Annotated in this window: 16 protein-coding genes; 9 read left to right on the top strand and 7 right to left on the bottom strand. The window is 66.2% G+C overall.

Going from position 1 to position 16,197, the window contains the following annotated elements:
- Positions 1–4: 4 nt before the first annotated feature.
- Both SPICUR_RS09365 and SPICUR_RS09360 read right to left on the bottom strand, forming a co-directional pair.
- The gene (locus tag SPICUR_RS09365; RefSeq protein WP_023368384.1) at positions 5–469 is read right to left on the bottom strand and encodes a PAS domain-containing protein; all 465 of its coding nucleotides are present in this window, start codon (positions 467–469) and stop codon (positions 5–7) included.
- Complete coding sequence (locus SPICUR_RS09360) at positions 469–945, bottom strand: SRPBCC family protein (protein WP_023368382.1); 477 nt, start codon at positions 943–945, stop codon at positions 469–471. The genes SPICUR_RS09365 and SPICUR_RS09360 overlap by 1 nt, the downstream gene beginning before the upstream one ends.
- Positions 946–1,059: 114 nt before the next feature.
- Here SPICUR_RS09360 and SPICUR_RS09355 point away from each other — a divergent pair, with 114 nt between their 5' ends.
- Both SPICUR_RS09355 and SPICUR_RS09350 read left to right on the top strand, forming a co-directional pair.
- Complete coding sequence (locus tag SPICUR_RS09355; RefSeq protein WP_023368380.1) at positions 1,060–1,527, top strand: DUF4864 domain-containing protein; 468 nt, start codon at positions 1,060–1,062, stop codon at positions 1,525–1,527.
- Entirely contained in the window at positions 1,524–2,237 is a 714-nt protein-coding gene (locus tag SPICUR_RS09350; protein WP_023368379.1) for a fumarylacetoacetate hydrolase family protein, read from the top strand. Before SPICUR_RS09355 ends, SPICUR_RS09350 begins: the two co-directional genes overlap by 4 nt.
- Positions 2,238–2,284: 47 nt before the next feature.
- Here the strand turns inward: SPICUR_RS09350 and SPICUR_RS09345 are convergent, their stop codons facing one another.
- The 4 genes from SPICUR_RS09345 to SPICUR_RS09330 all read right to left on the bottom strand — a co-directional run bounded on the left by SPICUR_RS09345 (position 2,285) and on the right by SPICUR_RS09330 (position 4,764).
- Positions 2,285–2,707, bottom strand: coding sequence for an organic hydroperoxide resistance protein (locus SPICUR_RS09345; RefSeq protein ID WP_023368377.1), 423 nt, complete (start codon positions 2,705–2,707; stop codon positions 2,285–2,287).
- A gap of 44 nt (positions 2,708–2,751) precedes the next feature.
- Positions 2,752–3,150 (bottom strand): PAS domain-containing protein, encoded by a 399-nt coding sequence (locus tag SPICUR_RS09340; protein ID WP_023368375.1) that lies wholly within the window; start codon positions 3,148–3,150, stop codon positions 2,752–2,754.
- A gap of 62 nt (positions 3,151–3,212) precedes the next feature.
- Positions 3,213–4,019: an iron chelate uptake ABC transporter family permease subunit gene (locus tag SPICUR_RS09335; protein WP_041382602.1), complete on the bottom strand. Its 807-nt coding sequence runs from the start codon at positions 4,017–4,019 to the stop codon at positions 3,213–3,215.
- Positions 4,009–4,764, bottom strand: a complete 756-nt coding sequence (locus tag SPICUR_RS09330) for a metal ABC transporter ATP-binding protein (RefSeq protein WP_041382600.1) — start codon at positions 4,762–4,764, stop codon at positions 4,009–4,011. Before SPICUR_RS09330 ends, SPICUR_RS09335 begins: the two co-directional genes overlap by 11 nt.
- 96 nt (positions 4,765–4,860) lie before the next feature.
- On the opposite strand from SPICUR_RS09330, the gene SPICUR_RS09325 reads away from it, so the two are divergent.
- From SPICUR_RS09325 to polA, 5 genes are all read left to right on the top strand, one after another.
- Positions 4,861–5,847, top strand: a complete 987-nt coding sequence (locus SPICUR_RS09325) for a zinc ABC transporter substrate-binding protein (RefSeq protein ID WP_023368369.1) — start codon at positions 4,861–4,863, stop codon at positions 5,845–5,847.
- Between the two features lie 71 nt (positions 5,848–5,918).
- Complete coding sequence (locus tag SPICUR_RS09320; RefSeq protein WP_237220333.1) at positions 5,919–6,692, top strand: ParA family protein; 774 nt, start codon at positions 5,919–5,921, stop codon at positions 6,690–6,692.
- Positions 6,689–7,606, top strand: coding sequence for a LysR substrate-binding domain-containing protein (locus tag SPICUR_RS09315; RefSeq protein WP_023368365.1), 918 nt, complete (start codon positions 6,689–6,691; stop codon positions 7,604–7,606). The genes SPICUR_RS09320 and SPICUR_RS09315 overlap by 4 nt, the downstream gene beginning before the upstream one ends.
- A 29-nt stretch (positions 7,607–7,635) precedes the next feature.
- Positions 7,636–9,810 carry a DNA helicase II gene (gene uvrD / locus SPICUR_RS09310; RefSeq protein WP_023368362.1) on the top strand — a complete coding sequence of 725 codons (2,175 nt, stop codon included), beginning with the start codon at positions 7,636–7,638 and terminating at the stop codon, positions 9,808–9,810.
- A 7-nt stretch (positions 9,811–9,817) separates the two neighbouring features.
- On the top strand, positions 9,818–12,544 hold the full coding sequence (gene polA, locus SPICUR_RS09305) for a DNA polymerase I (protein ID WP_023368361.1): 2,727 nt from the start codon (positions 9,818–9,820) through the stop codon (positions 12,542–12,544).
- Positions 12,545–12,704: 160 nt separating this feature from the next.
- Here the strand turns inward: polA and yihA are convergent, their stop codons facing one another.
- Complete coding sequence (yihA, locus tag SPICUR_RS09300; RefSeq protein WP_023368359.1) at positions 12,705–13,310, bottom strand: ribosome biogenesis GTP-binding protein YihA/YsxC; 606 nt, start codon at positions 13,308–13,310, stop codon at positions 12,705–12,707.
- An 80-nt stretch (positions 13,311–13,390) separates the two neighbouring features.
- Here yihA and SPICUR_RS09295 point away from each other — a divergent pair, with 80 nt between their 5' ends.
- Together SPICUR_RS09295 and SPICUR_RS09290 are read left to right on the top strand one after the other, a co-directional pair.
- Entirely contained in the window at positions 13,391–14,029 is a 639-nt protein-coding gene (locus SPICUR_RS09295) for a c-type cytochrome (RefSeq protein WP_023368357.1), read from the top strand.
- 193 nt (positions 14,030–14,222) lie between these two features.
- On the top strand, positions 14,223–16,193 hold the full coding sequence (locus SPICUR_RS09290) for a cytochrome c biogenesis protein ResB (protein ID WP_023368355.1): 1,971 nt from the start codon (positions 14,223–14,225) through the stop codon (positions 16,191–16,193).
- Positions 16,194–16,197 lie beyond the last annotated feature (4 nt).

Here is a 16,197-nt window from a genome sequence, read left to right as displayed (position 1 = left end):
GCCGTTATGAGGGGGTGGAATCCTCGCCCTTTTCGAATAGCGCCGCCATCCGGTCCGCCTCCTCGCGAGCCGTTACGATCGGAGTGATGTCGTACTGCACGCCCAGGTAGTAGATCAGCTGGCCGTTTTCGTCGCGCAATGGCTGGACGGTCAGCTGGTTATGGAAGAGCTCCCCGCTCTTGCGGTAATTACGCAGTACCACCTCGACACGCGAGCCCGTGCGCATCGCCTCGCGGATCGACTCCAGCCCGGGCTGATCGCGGTCATCACCATGCAGGAACCGGCAGTTGCGGCCGATGATCTCGTCCTGCTCGTAGCCGGTCATGTCCTCAAAGACCTTGTTGGCGAATACGATCGGGTTGTCCGGCTGGTCAGGATCCGACAGCGTGATGCCGTTCACGCAGGTATCGAGGATCTGGGTGAGGACATTGGGGATCAGGCCGGTGTCTTTCTCGGGGGTGAATTCCATCACTGCTCTCCTGACGGGGCACGAGCGGGATCGGGCGTCTCCGATTCCACCAGTTGTTTGAGGTTGCGGGCGACGCGGTCGACGCCGGTCTGGACCGCGTGCGTGATGAGCTTCTCGAAGGGCCGGAAGGCGAGGCCCAGCTGCCCGAGCTCGAATCGAAAGGTCAGTCGGGTAATACCGTCGCCTTCGGCGGTGAACCAGAAATCGATGTAATAGGGATCCTTCACGCCCTGAAAGCCGATGTGCTCATGCGGCTCCAGCGCCACTACCTCGAAATCGGTCGTGGTCCGGCGGCCCTGATCGACGCGCATCTGACGGCCCCGCCAGCCCTTGACCAGCGGACCCTCGGACAGCGGTTTGAGGCTTTTGACCTCGGGCGACCAGCGTGGGTAGTTATGGACGAAGTCGTCCACGACAAACGAAAACACCACGGGAGTGGGTCGGCGGATCATCGCGGTTGCGCTGGTTTTGACCATGACTCTCCCGGCGTTCATTCGCCAGCCTTGATGTTTGCACTCTAACCCGATGTCGAAGAATATCGGAACCGTGTTGTCACACAGTGGTGTTCATCAGCTCAAGGATCAATCGCCATGCCCTATGCCCGTCCGCTTCATGGCCTGATGGCCAGTGTCCTCCTCACCACCGCCGCCGTTGCCAGCGAGCCCGCCACGCCCGGTCCTGATCTTACCGCGCGGGAGGTCGTCGATATCCAGCTCCAGGCACTCAGTGACAACGACAGTCCCACGCCCGATGCCGGCATCGAACAGGTCTGGGCGTTTGCCCATCCCGATAACCGTTCGGTCACCGGCCCGCTGCCGCGCTTCAAGCGCATGCTCAAGGGACCGGGCTACGGCGTTCTCATCAACCACGCCAGCGCCGAGATCATCACCCTTGACGAGGGGCGTGGCCGTGCCCTCTACCGGGTCCGGGTGCGCGACTGCGATGGCGGGTTCTATCGGTTCCGCTGGCGCCTCGAGCGGGCATCGCTCGACGCGGGTGAGGCATGGATGACCACCGGCGTGACGCCGGCGCGCGACACCGGGGAGCAGATGCTGTGACGGCACCGGGTCATCACGACGATGGGCCGGTCATTCCGGTCCCGCCGCGCGTCATGCTGCCGGTGAGCGGCGGCGGATCATTCCCGGTTCGGCGGGTGTACTGCGTCGGGCGGAACTACGCCGATCATGCCGTCGAGATGGGGCACGATCCGGATCGCGAACCGCCGTTTTTCTTCCAGAAAAACCCGGAGGACCTGTGCACCGACGGCCGCTTCCCCTATCCCCGCCAGAGCGCTGATGTCCACCACGAGCTCGAGCTGTTGGTCGCTCTCGGTGCCGGCGGGCGGGATATCCCCGAGGCGCGGGCGATGGAGCATGTGTGGGGGTATGGCGTGGCATTGGATATGACCGCCCGTGACCTGCAGGCACAGGCCAAGGCCAGGGGCCGGCCATGGATTGACGCCAAGGCATTCGATCACGCCGCGCCCTGCTCGCCCCTGTGGCGCGCCGATCAGTGCGGCGATCCCGCTCACGGTGCCATGGTGCTGGAGGTCAATGGTGAGGCCCGCCAGCGCGGTGATCTCAACCAGCAGATCTGGAAGCTACCGGCGATCATCGCCACACTCTCGGCCCGGTTCACCCTGGCCGCGGGGGATATCGTGATGACCGGGACGCCGGCGGGCGTCGGTCCGGTGGAGCCGGGTGACCGGCTGCGCGGGCGGATCGAGGGGATGGGAACGCTGACCGTCACGGTGACGGCGGGCGGCTGAACCGCTGCCGGATCAACGACCCGGCGGCGGTGATGTCACGATCGCGTTCAGGCGAGCGTGGTCGTGACGTCGATGTTGCCCTGCGTGGCGTAGGAGTAGGGGCAGACCACATGGGCGGCCTCCACCAGCCTCTCGGCCTCGGCCCGCTCGACGCCGGGCAGGTCAACCGACAGGTCGACGCCAATGGCAAAGCCCTGACCATCGTCGCGCTTGCCCAGCGAGACCTTGGCGGTGACCTGGGTCTCGGAGGGGACCTTGATCCCCGCCTGACCCCCTGCGAACTGCATTGCCCCGAGGAAGCAGGCCGAATAGCCACAGGCGAACAGCTGTTCGGGGTTGGTGCCGTCGCCGCCGGGACCGCCCAGCTCCTTCGGTGCGGTGAGCGTGACATCCAGCGAGCCGTCGCTGATGGCCGCGCGTCCGTCGCGGCCGCCGTTGGCGGTGCCGGTGGTGGTGTAGAGGACTTCCATGATGTGACTCCTGTTGGTTGAGGGGTGGATGCGGCGGCGGTTGTTCAGATCCGGCCGGTGACGTCGTACTGGACCGCGACATGGTGGGTGACCTGCCCGTCCTGACGGACCGGCACGACCTTCCATTCGAGGATGAACTCGCTACCGTCCTTACGATAGTTGACCGTCTCGCCGTGGAATACCTCGCCGCGACGGATCTGCTCGCCCAGGCGCTGGAGGACGGCGGCCTCGGTCTTCGGCCCCTGAAGCATGCCCGGGGTGCGGCCGAGTACCTCGTCGGCCGTATAGCCGGTGATCTCGGTGAACGCCGGATTGACGTAGATGATCGGACCGGCGCTGCCGTCCTCGGCGGCCTCGGTGATGGTGATGGCGTTCAGTGAGTGATCGGCGGTCGCCTTGAAAAGCGCATTGCCAAGGGATTCATCGATCTTGGGATTATCCATTCCAGCGTGCTCCATTGCGGTTGTGGCTTGTTCTTTTACGCTCCCAGCCGCGGGGGGTCGTGTCAAACGCCGGCGTGGCGGCGGGGCAGGCTGCGCGCCAGCGTGTTGAGCGCCACAAAGAGGATCGCGGCCACACAGACGATACTCGCGCCGGTGGGCGTGTTGAGGTGCCACGATCCCCACATGCCGCCCAGCACCGAGACCGCCCCGATCATCGCGGCGATCAGCGCCATGCGCTCGGGCGTGTGGCTGAACGGCCTGGCGCTGGCGGCCGGGATGATCAGCAGGGCGGCGATCAGCAACACGCCCACCACCTTGATCGCCACCGCCACCACAATCGCCAGTGCCACGGTCAGGATCAGACGCTCCCGACTCGGGTCGATGCCCTCGGCATGGGCCATTTCCGTGCTCACGGTGGCCAGTAGCAGTGACTGCCAGCGCCATAGGGTCAGTCCCAGCACCAGCAGCGATCCGGTCCAGATAATCGCCAGGTCGGTGCGGCCGACGGCAAGGATATCGCCGAACAGGTAGGCCATCAGGTCGATGCGTACATCGCTCAGGAACGACACCGCCACCAGCCCAAAAGCCAGCGACGAGTGGGCCATGACCCCCAGCAGTGTATCCATGGCATAGCCGCGGTCACTGAGCAGGCTGACCGTGACCGCCATCAACAGGGAGACCGCCAGCACACCGACGAATACCGACAGCGACAGCGCGAGCGAGAGGGCGACGCCAAGCACCGCGGCATGGGCGGTCGCCGCGCCGAAAAACGCCATCCGCCGCCATACCACGAAGCAGCCCAGCGGCGCCGCGGCCAGCACCACACCCAGACCGGCGAGGGTAGCCCGCACCATGAAGTCATCCAGCATCGTCATCCTCCGCCGCCGGGGCATGGGGGTGGTGATGGGGATCATGGCGGAAGATCGCCAGCGCCGTCTCATCATCGGTGCCGAACAGCGCGCGGTATTCCGGCGCGGCCGTCACCGCCTCGGGCCGCCCCTGACAGCAGATGTGATGGTTGAGGCAGATCACCCGGTCAGCGGCGCGCATCACGACATGAAGATCGTGACTGACCAGCAGGATTCCACAGCCGAGGCGGTCGCGGATGTGCTCAAGCTGGCGATAGAAATCGGCGGTACCGGTCTGGTCCAGGCCCTGTGAGGCCTCATCGAGCATGAGCAGATTGGGTTCATCGATCAATGCCCGTGCCATCAGTGCACGCTGGAACTCACCGCCGGAGAGCGAGGCCAGCGCCGCGTCTGCCCGGCCCGGGATGCCCGCCTGCTCCAGCGCCTGATCGATGGTGGCCCGGTGATGGCGGCGCGGCAGGTTGAGGAACCGCCGCACGCTGAGCGGCAGCGTCGGATCGATATGGAGCCGCTGCGGGACATAACCGAGGCGCAGGTCGCGGGCCTTATGGATGTGGCCACCATCGATGGCGAGCGCGCCGATCAGCGCCCGCAGCAGGGTCGATTTCCCCGAGCCATTGGGCCCGACCACCGTGACGATCTCACCGGCGCGCAGGCACAGGGTGATGTCCTCGAGGATGGCGTTGCCACCGATGCGGACGTTGAGGTCGTGCGCCTCGATCAGTGGGGTCTGTGGGTGCGTCATGATGGGCGCTGACAGTGCCATAGCCGAGGGGCCTCGAAAAGCGGAATATTGATGTTATAGTATATCATTACATTCGTTACCCAAAGGAGCAGCCTCATGAATGGCCCGCACCCACTCGACTGGACGCGCCGGATGGCGTGGTCCCTCGCACTGATGGCGAGCGCCGTGGCGGCGCCGGTATCCGCTGCGCCGCAGGTGGCCACCGACGTCGCACCGGTCCACTCGCTGGTCACCCAGGTGATGGACGGGGTGGCTGAACCTGCCCTGGTGATCCAGCCCGGCGCATCACCGCATGACTATTCCCTGCGCCCATCCGACGCCAGTGCCCTCGAATCGGCCGATGTGGTGTTCTGGGTCGGTGGCGCGCTGACGCCCTGGTTGACCGGAGCGCTGGATAACCTCGCCGGTGAGGCCCGCGCGGTGGCTTTGCTGCATACCGAGGGCACGGAGCGCTATGCCTTCCGTGACCGTGTGCTCGCCGAGGCCGGGGGAGATGACGATCCGGGTCACGACGGTCATGACGATCACGGGGATCATGGGGGCCACGACGATCACGGTCATGAGCGTACCGACCCACATGCCTGGCTGGATCCAGCCAATGCCATTCACTGGCTGGATGTGATCGCCGCGACCCTGGCGGCGGAGGATCCCGCCCATGCCGACCAGTACCGAGCCAATGCCGAGGCCGCTCAAGCGGATATCGAGGCGATGATGGCGGACATCCGCACGGCAGTGGAACCGGTCTCGGATGTGCCCTTTATCGTTTTCCATGACGCCTACCAGTACTTCGAGCGGCGCTTTGGTATGAACACCGTGGGCGCGATCTCGCTCAGTGATGCCGGCGATCCGGGGCCGGCCCATATCGCTTCGATCCGGACCGTTGTCGACCGTCACGACGTACAGTGCGTATTCGCCGAGCCGCAGTTCAATCCACAGCTGGTCGACACGGTGCTCGATGAGACGGATGCCCGCACGGGTGTCCTCGATCCGCTCGGCAGTGATGTCGCCGTCGGGAACGGCTTCTATACCGCCCTGATCAACCAGCTCAGCGAGCGCCTGGTGAGCTGTCTCGACAGGCGTTGAGCGCAGCCGCCGGCCGGCAGTGCGGAGCGCGCGGGACGGATCCCGCGCCGGCACGCTAGAATGACCCTTGAATGGAGAGGGTCAGCCGGTTAATGGACATCATTGCGCTCCACAATCTCAAGGGCGGTGTGGGCAAGACCGCCACGGCGGTGAACCTCGCCGATCAGGCGGCCCGCGCCGGGGTGCCCACCCTGCTCTGGGATCTCGATGCCCAGGCGGCGGCGACCTGGTGTGTCGGCGCCGCGCCAGGCCTTGCCCGGCCGCCGGCGAAGCTGTTCCGGCGCAAGTCCCCCATCGGCCGCGAGACGGTCCGCACCCGGCAGACCTATCTCGATCTCCTGCCCGCAGACGGATCGCTGCGCCAGCTGGATGATCTCATCGACAAGGGCAAGGATGGCGCGCGGCTGCTTGATCGGCTCCTGCAGCCGTTCTCGGAGAATTATGGGCTGGTGGTGTTGGACTGCCCACCGAGTTTCTCGCGGCTCGCCGATGCGGTGGTCCGGGTGGCGACCCGGGTGCTCTGCCCGCTCATCCCGGCGCCGCTGTCCCTCAACGCCTGGCGGCAGATGGTGGCGCGCTTCGATCGTGGCCGCTACGGTCGCGATACGCTGCGACCGTTCCTGTCCATGGTCGACCGCCGCCGCGGGCTCCACCGGCGCTGGTCGGAGGCACCACCGACCTCGCTGCGCCACTGCCTGCGCACCGGGATCCCCTACAGCACCGACATCGAACAGATGAGCGTCCACCGCCAGCCCCTGGCGGCCTTCGCCCCACGCGCCACTGCCACTGAGGCCTATCGGCGGCTGTGGCTTGAACTTGCGGGAGATATCGAGATCCGCCCATGAACCATATCAACTTCCGTGACCTGCGCTATCTGGTGGCTGTCGCCGATCATCAGCACTTCGGCCGCGCCTCCGCCGCCTGCTATGTCAGCCAGCCCACCCTCAGCACACAGATCAAAAAGCTCGAGGCCTATCTCGACGTCCAGCTCGTTGAGCGCACCAGCAAGCGGGTGCTGGTCACCCCCATCGGTCGGATGATCACCGAGCGCGCCCGTCAGGTGCTCAACGAGGTCGATGATCTGGTCAGCGTCGCCCGCACCGCCGGGGATCCAATGAGTGGCGACCTGCGCATCGGCATCATCCCCACGCTGGGGCCCTATCTGATCCCGCACCTCTTCCCGGTCCTGCAGGCGCAGTACCCCAAGCTGCGGCTGTTACTCCACGAGGAGCGCACCCGCGGGCTGGTCGAGCGGCTGCAGGAGGGCACCCTCGACGCCGCGATCATGGGCGTGCCGGTCCCTGACGAGGGGCTGATCGCCCAGTCGCTGTTCAAGGAGCCGTTCGAGGTGGCGCTGCCGGCGGATCATCCGCTGGCGGCGCAGTCGAGTATCGGCCGGAACGATCTCGACGCCACCCCGATGCTGCTACTCGAGGAGGGTCATTGCATGCGCGATCAGGCGCTGGATTTCTGCTCGCGGGTGGGCGCCCGCCAGCAGCAGGACTTTCGCGCCACCAGCCTTGAGACCCTGCGCCAGATGGTGGCGACCGGCGCCGGCGCCACCCTGCTGCCGACCCTTGCCGTCCAGGCCGCCGGCGCCCAGACCGAGGGACTCGCGGTGCGGGCGTTCTCGGGTACGCCACCCGTGCGGGAACTGGCCATCTATCGGCGTCGTGGCTGTGCCCGTGAACCGGTCGTCAGCGCCCTGGCCGAGCTCATCCGCGATCTGCCGCCGGTGAGGGCGCTGTCCGTCACCTAGTCCCGGGGCACGCTGATATACTCTGAGCGATGGATGTATCCGATCTGATCGACCCGCTCAACCCCGCCCAGCGTGAAGCCGTCAGTGCGCCGCTGGGCCACGCCCTGGTCCTTGCCGGCGCCGGCAGTGGCAAGACCCGCGTCCTCACCCACCGGGCCGCCTGGCTGGTCCGGGTGGAAGGGGCCACGCCCTGGAATCTGCTGGCGGTCACCTTCACCAACAAGGCCGCCGCCGAGATGCGCGGGCGCATCGAGGAGCGCCTTGGTATCAGCCGCTCGGGGCTCTGGGTCGGCACGTTCCACGGCCTCAGCCACCGGCTGCTGCGCCTGCACTGGCAGGAGGCGGGGCTGCCGCAGGGTTTTCAGATCCTCGACAGTGAGGATCAACGCCGGCTCGTGAAGCGGATCATGCGCGATCTGGAGCTCGACGAGAACCGCTGGCCGGTGCGTCAGCTGCAGGGCTTCATCAACGCCCGAAAGGACGCCGGCGAGCGCGCCGAAGACCTCGACAGCGCCGACCCCTACACCGGGCAGATGGCGCGGGTCTACGCCGCCTACGAGCAGGCCTGCCGCAGTGCCGGCGTCGTGGATTTCGCCGAGCTGATGCTGCGCACCGTGGAGATGCTCCAGAACCACCTCGAGCTGTTGGGCCACTACCGGCGTCGCTTCCGCCATGTGCTGGTGGATGAGTTCCAGGACACCAACGGCATCCAGTACGAGTGGCTCAAGCTCCTGGCCGGGCCGGAATCGGATGTGTTCATCGTCGGCGATGACGATCAATCGATCTATGGCTGGCGCGGCGCCCGGGTGGAGAACCTGGAGCGCTTTCGCAAGGACTACTCCAACACCCGCGTGCTGCGGCTCGAGCAGAACTACCGCTCGACCCGCACCATCCTTGACGCCGCGAACACGCTGATCGCCCGCAACAGCGACCGTCTGGGCAAAAAGCTCTGGACCGAGGGCGAGGCCGGTGAGCCCATCGCCCTCTATGCCGCGTTCAACGAGCAGGACGAGGCGCGGTTCGTGGTGGAGCGGCTGATGGCCATGGTCGACGAACAGGGCCTGGCGCGTAGTGATATCGCCATCCTGTATCGCTCCAACGCCCAGTCACGGACCTTCGAGGAGGCGCTGATGGCCCGGCGCGTTCCGTATCGGGTCTATGGGGGCCTGCGCTTTTTCGAGCGCGCCGAGATCAAGGACGCCCTCGCCTACCTGCGGCTGATGGCCAACCGCGACGACAGCGCCGCGCTCGAGCGGATCATCAATACCCCGACCCGGGGGATCGGCAATCGCACCGTTGAGACCCTGCGGATCGCCGCCCGCGATCAGGGGATCAGCCTCTGGGCCGCGGCACGTGGACTGGTCACTCATGGCGGCGGGCTGCCCGCCCGTGCCGGCAATGCCCTGCGGGCGTTTCTGGATCTGATCGATGGGCTGGCCGCGGACACCGCCGGGGCATCCCTGCCCGAGTGTATGGAGACGATGCTGACCCGGACCGGGTTGCGCGCGCACCTGGGCAAGGACGGATCGGAGCGGGCTCAGGACAAGCTTGAAAACCTCGACGAGCTGATCACCGCGGCCGGCAACTTCGAACAGGACAACACCGCCGAGGCGGAGATGGAGCCGCTCACCGCGTTCCTTGCCCATGCCGCGCTGGAGGCGGGTGAGGGACAGGCCGGCGCCTGGGAGGACTGCGTGCAGCTGATGACCCTGCACTCCGCCAAGGGGCTTGAGTTCCCGGTGGTGTTCCTGGCCGGGCTTGAGGAGGGACTGTTCCCGCATCGCATGTCCGTCGAGGAGCCGGGCCGGCTCGAGGAGGAGCGCCGCCTCGCCTACGTGGGCATCACCCGGGCCCGGCAGCAGCTTTTGATCAGCTACGCCGAGCGCCGCCGCCTGCATGGGCGGGACGACTTCGCCATCGCCTCACGCTTTATCCGCGAGCTGCCGCCGGCGCTGGTGGATGAGGTGCGGGCGCGGTTCTCGGTGACCGGCCCGACCGCCGCCGGGACCGGTCCGGGGGAGGGCGCCGCCACCGCCACCGAGGCCGAGTTCGGCCTCGGCGAGCGCGTCCAGCACAGTCGCTTCGGCGAGGGGATCGTGCTCGACTGTGAGGGTAATGGCCCCAACGCCCGCATCCAGGTCAACTTCAACAGCGCGGGCACCAAGTGGCTGGTCGCCGCCTACGCCAATCTGGAACGGATCTAGGACTGCTATGAGTGACCCCGACAAGCGCCTGTTGCTGGTGGATGGTTCGTCCTACCTCTATCGGGCCTATCACGCGCTGCCGCCCCTGACCAATGCAGCGGGTGAACCCACCGGCGCGATCTATGGGGTGATCAGCATGCTCCGGCGACTGATCGAGGACTACCGCCCGGTACACATGGGCGTGGTCTTCGATGCCCCGGGCAAGACCTTCCGGGACGCGCTGTTCGCCGAATACAAGGCCAACCGCCCGCCCATGCCCGATGATCTCGCCGCCCAGCTCGAGCCGCTCAAGGCCGTTGTCCGGGCCATGGGCCTGCCGCTGATCGAGGTCGGTGGCGTCGAGGCGGATGATGTGATCGGCACGCTCGCCGTGCGCGGCCGGGACGAGGGGCTGACGCTGTTGATCTCCACCGGCGACAAGGACATGGCGCAGCTGGTCAACGGCGGGGTCACGCTGCTCAACACCATGTCCAATACCCTCCTGGATCGCGACGCGGTGGTCGAGAAGTTCGGCGTGCCCCCGGAGCAGATCATCGACTACCTGGCGCTGGTGGGCGATACCTCGGACAACATCCCCGGCGTCCCCAAGGTGGGGCCCAAGACCGCTGCCAAGTGGCTGACCCAGTACCAGTCCATCGACGGCATCCGTGCCCATGCCGGGGCGATCGGCGGCAAGGTCGGCGAGAGCCTGCGCGCGCATCTCGACGAGCTCGATCTCTCACGACAGCTGGCGACCATCCACTGCGATGTCGAGCTGCCCCTGGCGCCGCTGGCGATCCGGCTCGAGCGCCCCGACCGCGACGAGCTGGCGCGACGCTACCGGGGCCTTGGCTTCAACACCTGGCTGCGCGAGATCGAGGCCGATGCCACCGAGACCGCCGAGCCGGCCGCGGTGACCGCGCATCACGACCCCGCCGATCCCCAGGCCGCCTATCACTGCATCCAGACCGAGGGCGATCTGGCGGCATGGCTCGAGCGGCTCGCCGCGGCGCCGTTCTTCGCCTTCGACCTCGAGACCGACAGCCTCGATTACATGCGCGCCCGCGTGGTCGGTGTGTCGTTCGCGGTGACCGCGGGCGAGGCCGCCTATCTGCCGCTCGCGCATTGCGGCCCGGATCAACCCCAGCAGCTCGATCGCGACGCCACGCTCGCCCGGTTGAAGCCGCTGCTCGAGGATCCGGCGGCGGGCAAGCTGGGGCAGAACCTGAAATACGACATGAGCGTACTGGCCAACCACGGCATCACCCTGCGCGGCGTCGTCCACGACACCATGCTCGAGTCGTACTGCCTGGATGCCACCGCCGCGCGCCACGACATGGACTCGCTGGCGCAGAAGTATCTCAATTACCGGCCGATCGGCTATGAGGCGGTGGCCGGCAAGGGCGCCAAACAGATCAGCTTCGATCAGGTGGCGCTTGATCAGGCGGTGGATTATGCCGCTGAGGACGCCGACATCACGCTGCGGCTGCACGAGTCGCTGTGGCCATCGCTCGCCGAGCGCGCCGGGCCGAGGGCGGTGTACGAGTCCATCGAGCTGCCCCTGCTACCGGTGCTCTCGCGCATCGAGCGCACCGGTGTGCGCGTCGATGCCGGGCTGCTGGCGACACAGAGCCGGGAGCTCGCCGAGACCATGCAGCAGCTCGAGGCTCAGGCCCACGAAGCGGCCGGTGGCCCGTTCAATCTCGGCTCGCCCAAGCAGATCCAGGAGATCCTCTACGAGCGCCAGGGGCTGCCGGTACTCGCGAAAACACCCAAGGGGGCGCCATCCACCGCCGAGTCGGTCCTCGAGGAGCTGGCCGCCCAGGGCCATGATCTGCCGCGGCTGATCCTCGACTACCGCGGCGTCTCGAAGCTGCGCTCGACCTACACCGACAAGCTGCCGAGCCTGATCAATCCGCAGACCGGGCGCGTGCATACCTCCTACCATCAGGCGGTGGCGGCCACCGGGCGACTGTCGTCGTCGGATCCGAACCTGCAGAACATCCCCATCCGCACGCCCGAGGGCCGGCGCATCCGCCGCGCCTTCGTGCCCACACCCGGCTATCGACTGATGGCGGCGGACTACTCCCAGGTCGAGCTGCGCATCATGGCCCACCTCTCCGGCGACGATGGGCTGCGACGGGCGTTCGCCGAAGGGCTTGATATTCACTCGGCCACCGCCGCCGAGGTGTTCGGCGGCGAGGCAGCGGCGGTCAGCGGCGATCAGCGCCGCGCCGCCAAGGCCATCAACTTCGGCCTGATCTATGGCATGTCGGCCTGGGGGCTCGCCCGCCAGCTCGGCATCGAGCGTGGCGAGGCGCAGGCCTACGTCGATCGCTACTTCGAGCGCTACCCCGGCGTGCGGGCTTTCATGGACCGGACCCGGGAGACCGCCCATCAGCAGGGCTATGTGGAAACGGTGTATGGCCGCCGGCTCTATCTGCCCGAGATCAACAGTCGCAACAATCAGCGCCGCCAGTACGCCGAGCGTACCGCCATCAATGCACCCATGCAGGGAACCGCGGCGGACATCATCAAGCGGGCCATGATCGCCGTGGATGACTGGATCACCCGGGAGCATCCGGATGCGACGCTGGTCATGCAGGTCCACGATGAGCTGGTGCTCGAGGTGCCAGCGGGTGACGAGGCCGCGGTGGGCGAGCGGATCCGCGGTTTCATGGCCGCGGCCGCCGATCTCGACGTACCCCTGGAGGTGGAAGTCGGCATCGGTGACGATTGGGATACGGCCCACTGAACTTCGCTGCCGCGGGTACTGTCTTTATAAGTGCGTCAGTGCCCGGCGCGGCCCGCGACCCCCTCCCTTGGGTGCGGGTCAGAGTGACCCGGTCGTAACCCCCCCCCTCGGCCGGGTCAATCGTCCCCGGTATCCATACCCCCCTGGATGCCGGGGTTTTTTATGCTCCGAACCACTGATCGAGCTGGCGACGGGCGTCGTCGACGCCATGGCGTGTCTGCGATGAGAACAGCTGCGCGGTGGCGAGCGGACAGATCGCCTGGGTGCCCCGCCGGACCGCCTTTAGTGTGTTCCCGGCGCGGCCGCGGCCGAGCTTGTCGGCCTTGCTGAGTAGCACATGCACGGGCAGCCCGGCCGCCTCGCACCAGGTCAGCATCTGCTCGTCCAACGGGCCGAGCGGATGGCGGATATCCATGATCAGGACCAGTCCACGCAGGCTCTGCCGGCTTTCCAGGTACTGCGGCAGGATCCGCTGCCAGTGCTCGCGCACCGAGGCGGGCGCTCTGGCATAACCATACCCCGGCAGATCGATGAGCCGTGCGCCGTTCGCCTCGTCGGTGAGCGGGAAGACATTGATCTGCTGGGTCCGGCCGGGTGTCTTGCTGACGCGGGCCAGCTGCTTCTGGTCGGTGATGGCATTGAGCGCGCTGGATTTGCCGGCGTTGGAGCGCCCCGCGAATGCCACCTCGTCGCCGCGGTCCGCCGGCAACTGCTCGGGTCTGACGGCGGACAGGAGGAATTGCGCCCGGCGGTAGTCTAGTGTCATCGTTGAATCCTGAACCATTGAATTGACCCCCCGTGGGGGCGTTGGTATAAAGCCATTCTATCCAAGAACTATCGGACATCATGATCGTTAAGCTGCTATCCGCGCTCACGGCGCTGCTCCTGATGAGCGGTGCGGCCCATGCCCAGCTCGAGAACGCCGATCCCCAACGGGGCAAGGCGGCTTCGTCGAGCTGTGCTGCATGCCACGGGCAACAGGGCAACAGTGTCGTGCCCAATTATCCCAACCTGGCCGGCCAGCACGCGGACTATATCTACGACCACCTGCAGTTCTACAAGTCCGGTGAGCGTGAGAATGCGATCATGCTGGGCCAGGCCGCCGGGCTCGACAAGCAGACGATGGCGGATCTCGCCGTGTACTTCTCCGAGCTGGATGCGGAACTGGGCGAAACCCCGGAGGAGCTGCTCAGCACCGGCCGCAGCATCTACATGGGCGGCATCGACGAGAAGGGCGTGCCGGCCTGCGTGAGCTGTCACGGCCCCGGTGGCATGGGCGTGCCCAATAGCGGCTACCCGCGCCTGAGCGGCCAGAAGGTGGAGTACACCATCGAGCAGCTGGGGCTGTATCAGTCCGGCAAGCGCTCAGGCTATGGGCAGGCCGGATTGATGAACGACATCGCCTCGAAGCTCGACGACGAAGAGATTCAGGCGGTGGCCAATTACGTGCGCGGCCTCTACCCGACGGACATTGCAGCCGAATAGTTCGCGAACGATGGTCATTCCCCCGCTGGCGGATGGTTAAACCAGCCGTCGCTGCGGGGTATCATAAGATCGATAGCGGACAGGTGGGCATTCAATGGTCCAGGATGCTGCAACAGTAACAGACAGCCCCTCGGGGCCGAAGCGGCGCGGCCGGCGGCGCTCCGGCAGCATATGGCTTGAATTCCTGGGATCGATGAACCTGGCGATCACCCTGCTGGTGGTGGTCAGCATTGCCTCGATCATCGGCACTGTCCTGCCCCAGAACAATCCCTACAACGAATACCTCATTCAGTTCGGACCGTTCTGGTTCGAGGTGTTCAAGGCCCTGAATCTCTACGATGTCTACTCGGCCGCCTGGTTTCTGGGCATTCTGGGCTTTCTGATCGTCTCCACCGGGGTCTGCGTCAGCCGCCACATCCCCAGTGTCTGGCGCGAGGTCACCCGCTATCGCACCCACGTGCGTGAGCGCTCACTCATGGCGTTGTCCAATCATCGGCGCTGGCAGGCCGGCATGGACGCGGATCACGCCGAGCTGCTCGCCGACTCGGCGTTCCGCGGCTATGGCTATCGCACCCGGCGCGAAGTGCGCGGTGACACGGTCATCCTTGCGGGCATGAAAGGCGGTGCCACGCGCGCAGGTTATGTCCTCACCCATGTCGCCGTGGTAGTGATCGCGGTCGGCGCGCTCATCGACGGCAACATCGGCCTTAAGATCCGGGAAATGGTCGGTGATCTGCAGATCGAAACCCGTGACCTGCCGGTCTCCCAGGTGCCTGGCGAGAGTTGGCTGCCGCCTGAGAGTGGTTCATTCCGCGGTAACGTCACCATCCCTGAGCAGAGCAACAGCGGCGTGACCTTTCTGCAGGTGCGCGATGGCTATCTGGTCCAGGAACTGCCCTTCGAGATCTATCTCGAGGACTTCCGGATCGACCATTACCCCAATGGCATGCCGAGCAGCTACGAGAGTGATCTGGTCATCCATGATCCGAAGCTCGACGAGCCGATCCGTGAAACCATCTCGGTCAATGAGCCACTGACCCACCGTGGGCATACCCTGTATCAGGCGTCGTTCACCGACGGGGGCACCGCCCTTGAGCTCACCGGCCACATCCTCGATGGCTCCGGGGCATCAATGCCAGTGGATGGCCGCGTGTTCGAGGATCTGCGCCTGCAGCTCGGCGGCATGGCGCGGACGATGGAGATCGATGATTTCCAGCTCTTCAACGTCAATCCGGATCCGCGCGCCGTGGAGCGGACCGGCGCCCGTGACGAATTCCGTAATGTGGGCCCGTCGTTCAACTACACGCTCCGCGACGAGGCCGGTCAGGCGCGTGAGTTCCATACCTACATGGCGCCGGTGGAGATCAACGGGCGCTGGTATTACCTCCACGGCGTACGCGGCAACCCCGGCGAGCGCTTCCGCTATCTGCATGTCCCGGCTGACGACGCGGTCTCGATGGAGACGTTCACTGAGTTCTATGCCGCACTGGACGATCCCAACCGCGTCGAGCAGGCGGCCCGCCGGGCCGCGGATGGACTGCTTGCGCGCATGGGCGTCGCCAACTCCGATCTCGGCACACGGGTGGCCGGTACCGCGGATGATATGATCGCGACATTGCTTGAGGGTGGCTTCGGCGCGGTGAATCGCCAGCTCGAGGCGCGTGTCGCCGGTTCGAATCGCCCCGAGATGCTGCTTGAGTTCTCCCGCTCGGTGCTTCAGCGCACCCTCTTCGAGCTCTATCGCGAGACGCTCGCGGCGCGGCAGGGTGTGCAGCTATCGATGGTGCAGACGGATGCCGACCAGCGGACCTTTTTCGAGGATGCCATCAATGCCGTCTCCACGGTGGCTGATTATGGCGCGCCGGTGATCTTCAGCATCGATCATTTCGATCATCGTCAGGCCACCGGGCTTCAAATCACCCGCGCGCCGGGCAAGAATGTGGTCTACGCCGGCTCCGCTATGCTGACGCTCGGGGTGTTCCTGCTTTTCTACGTCTCCCACCGGCGCGTCTGGGCGCTGGTGACCCCGCGGGACGACGGCGGCGCCGACCTGTTGGTGGCCGGTGCCAATCAGCGCCAGCCCGAGGCCTTTGCCAGGGAGTTCGGGGAACTGGCGGATGCGGTCGATGAACAGGTCGACCGCGATCAAACGGACCGAGGTTAGGGAT

Origin of the sequence: Spiribacter curvatus (genome assembly GCF_000485905.1) — a bacterium.
Taxonomy (GTDB): domain Bacteria; phylum Pseudomonadota; class Gammaproteobacteria; order Nitrococcales; family Nitrococcaceae; genus Spiribacter; species Spiribacter curvatus.
This window is presented reverse-complemented; position numbering and strand designations above follow the sequence as displayed.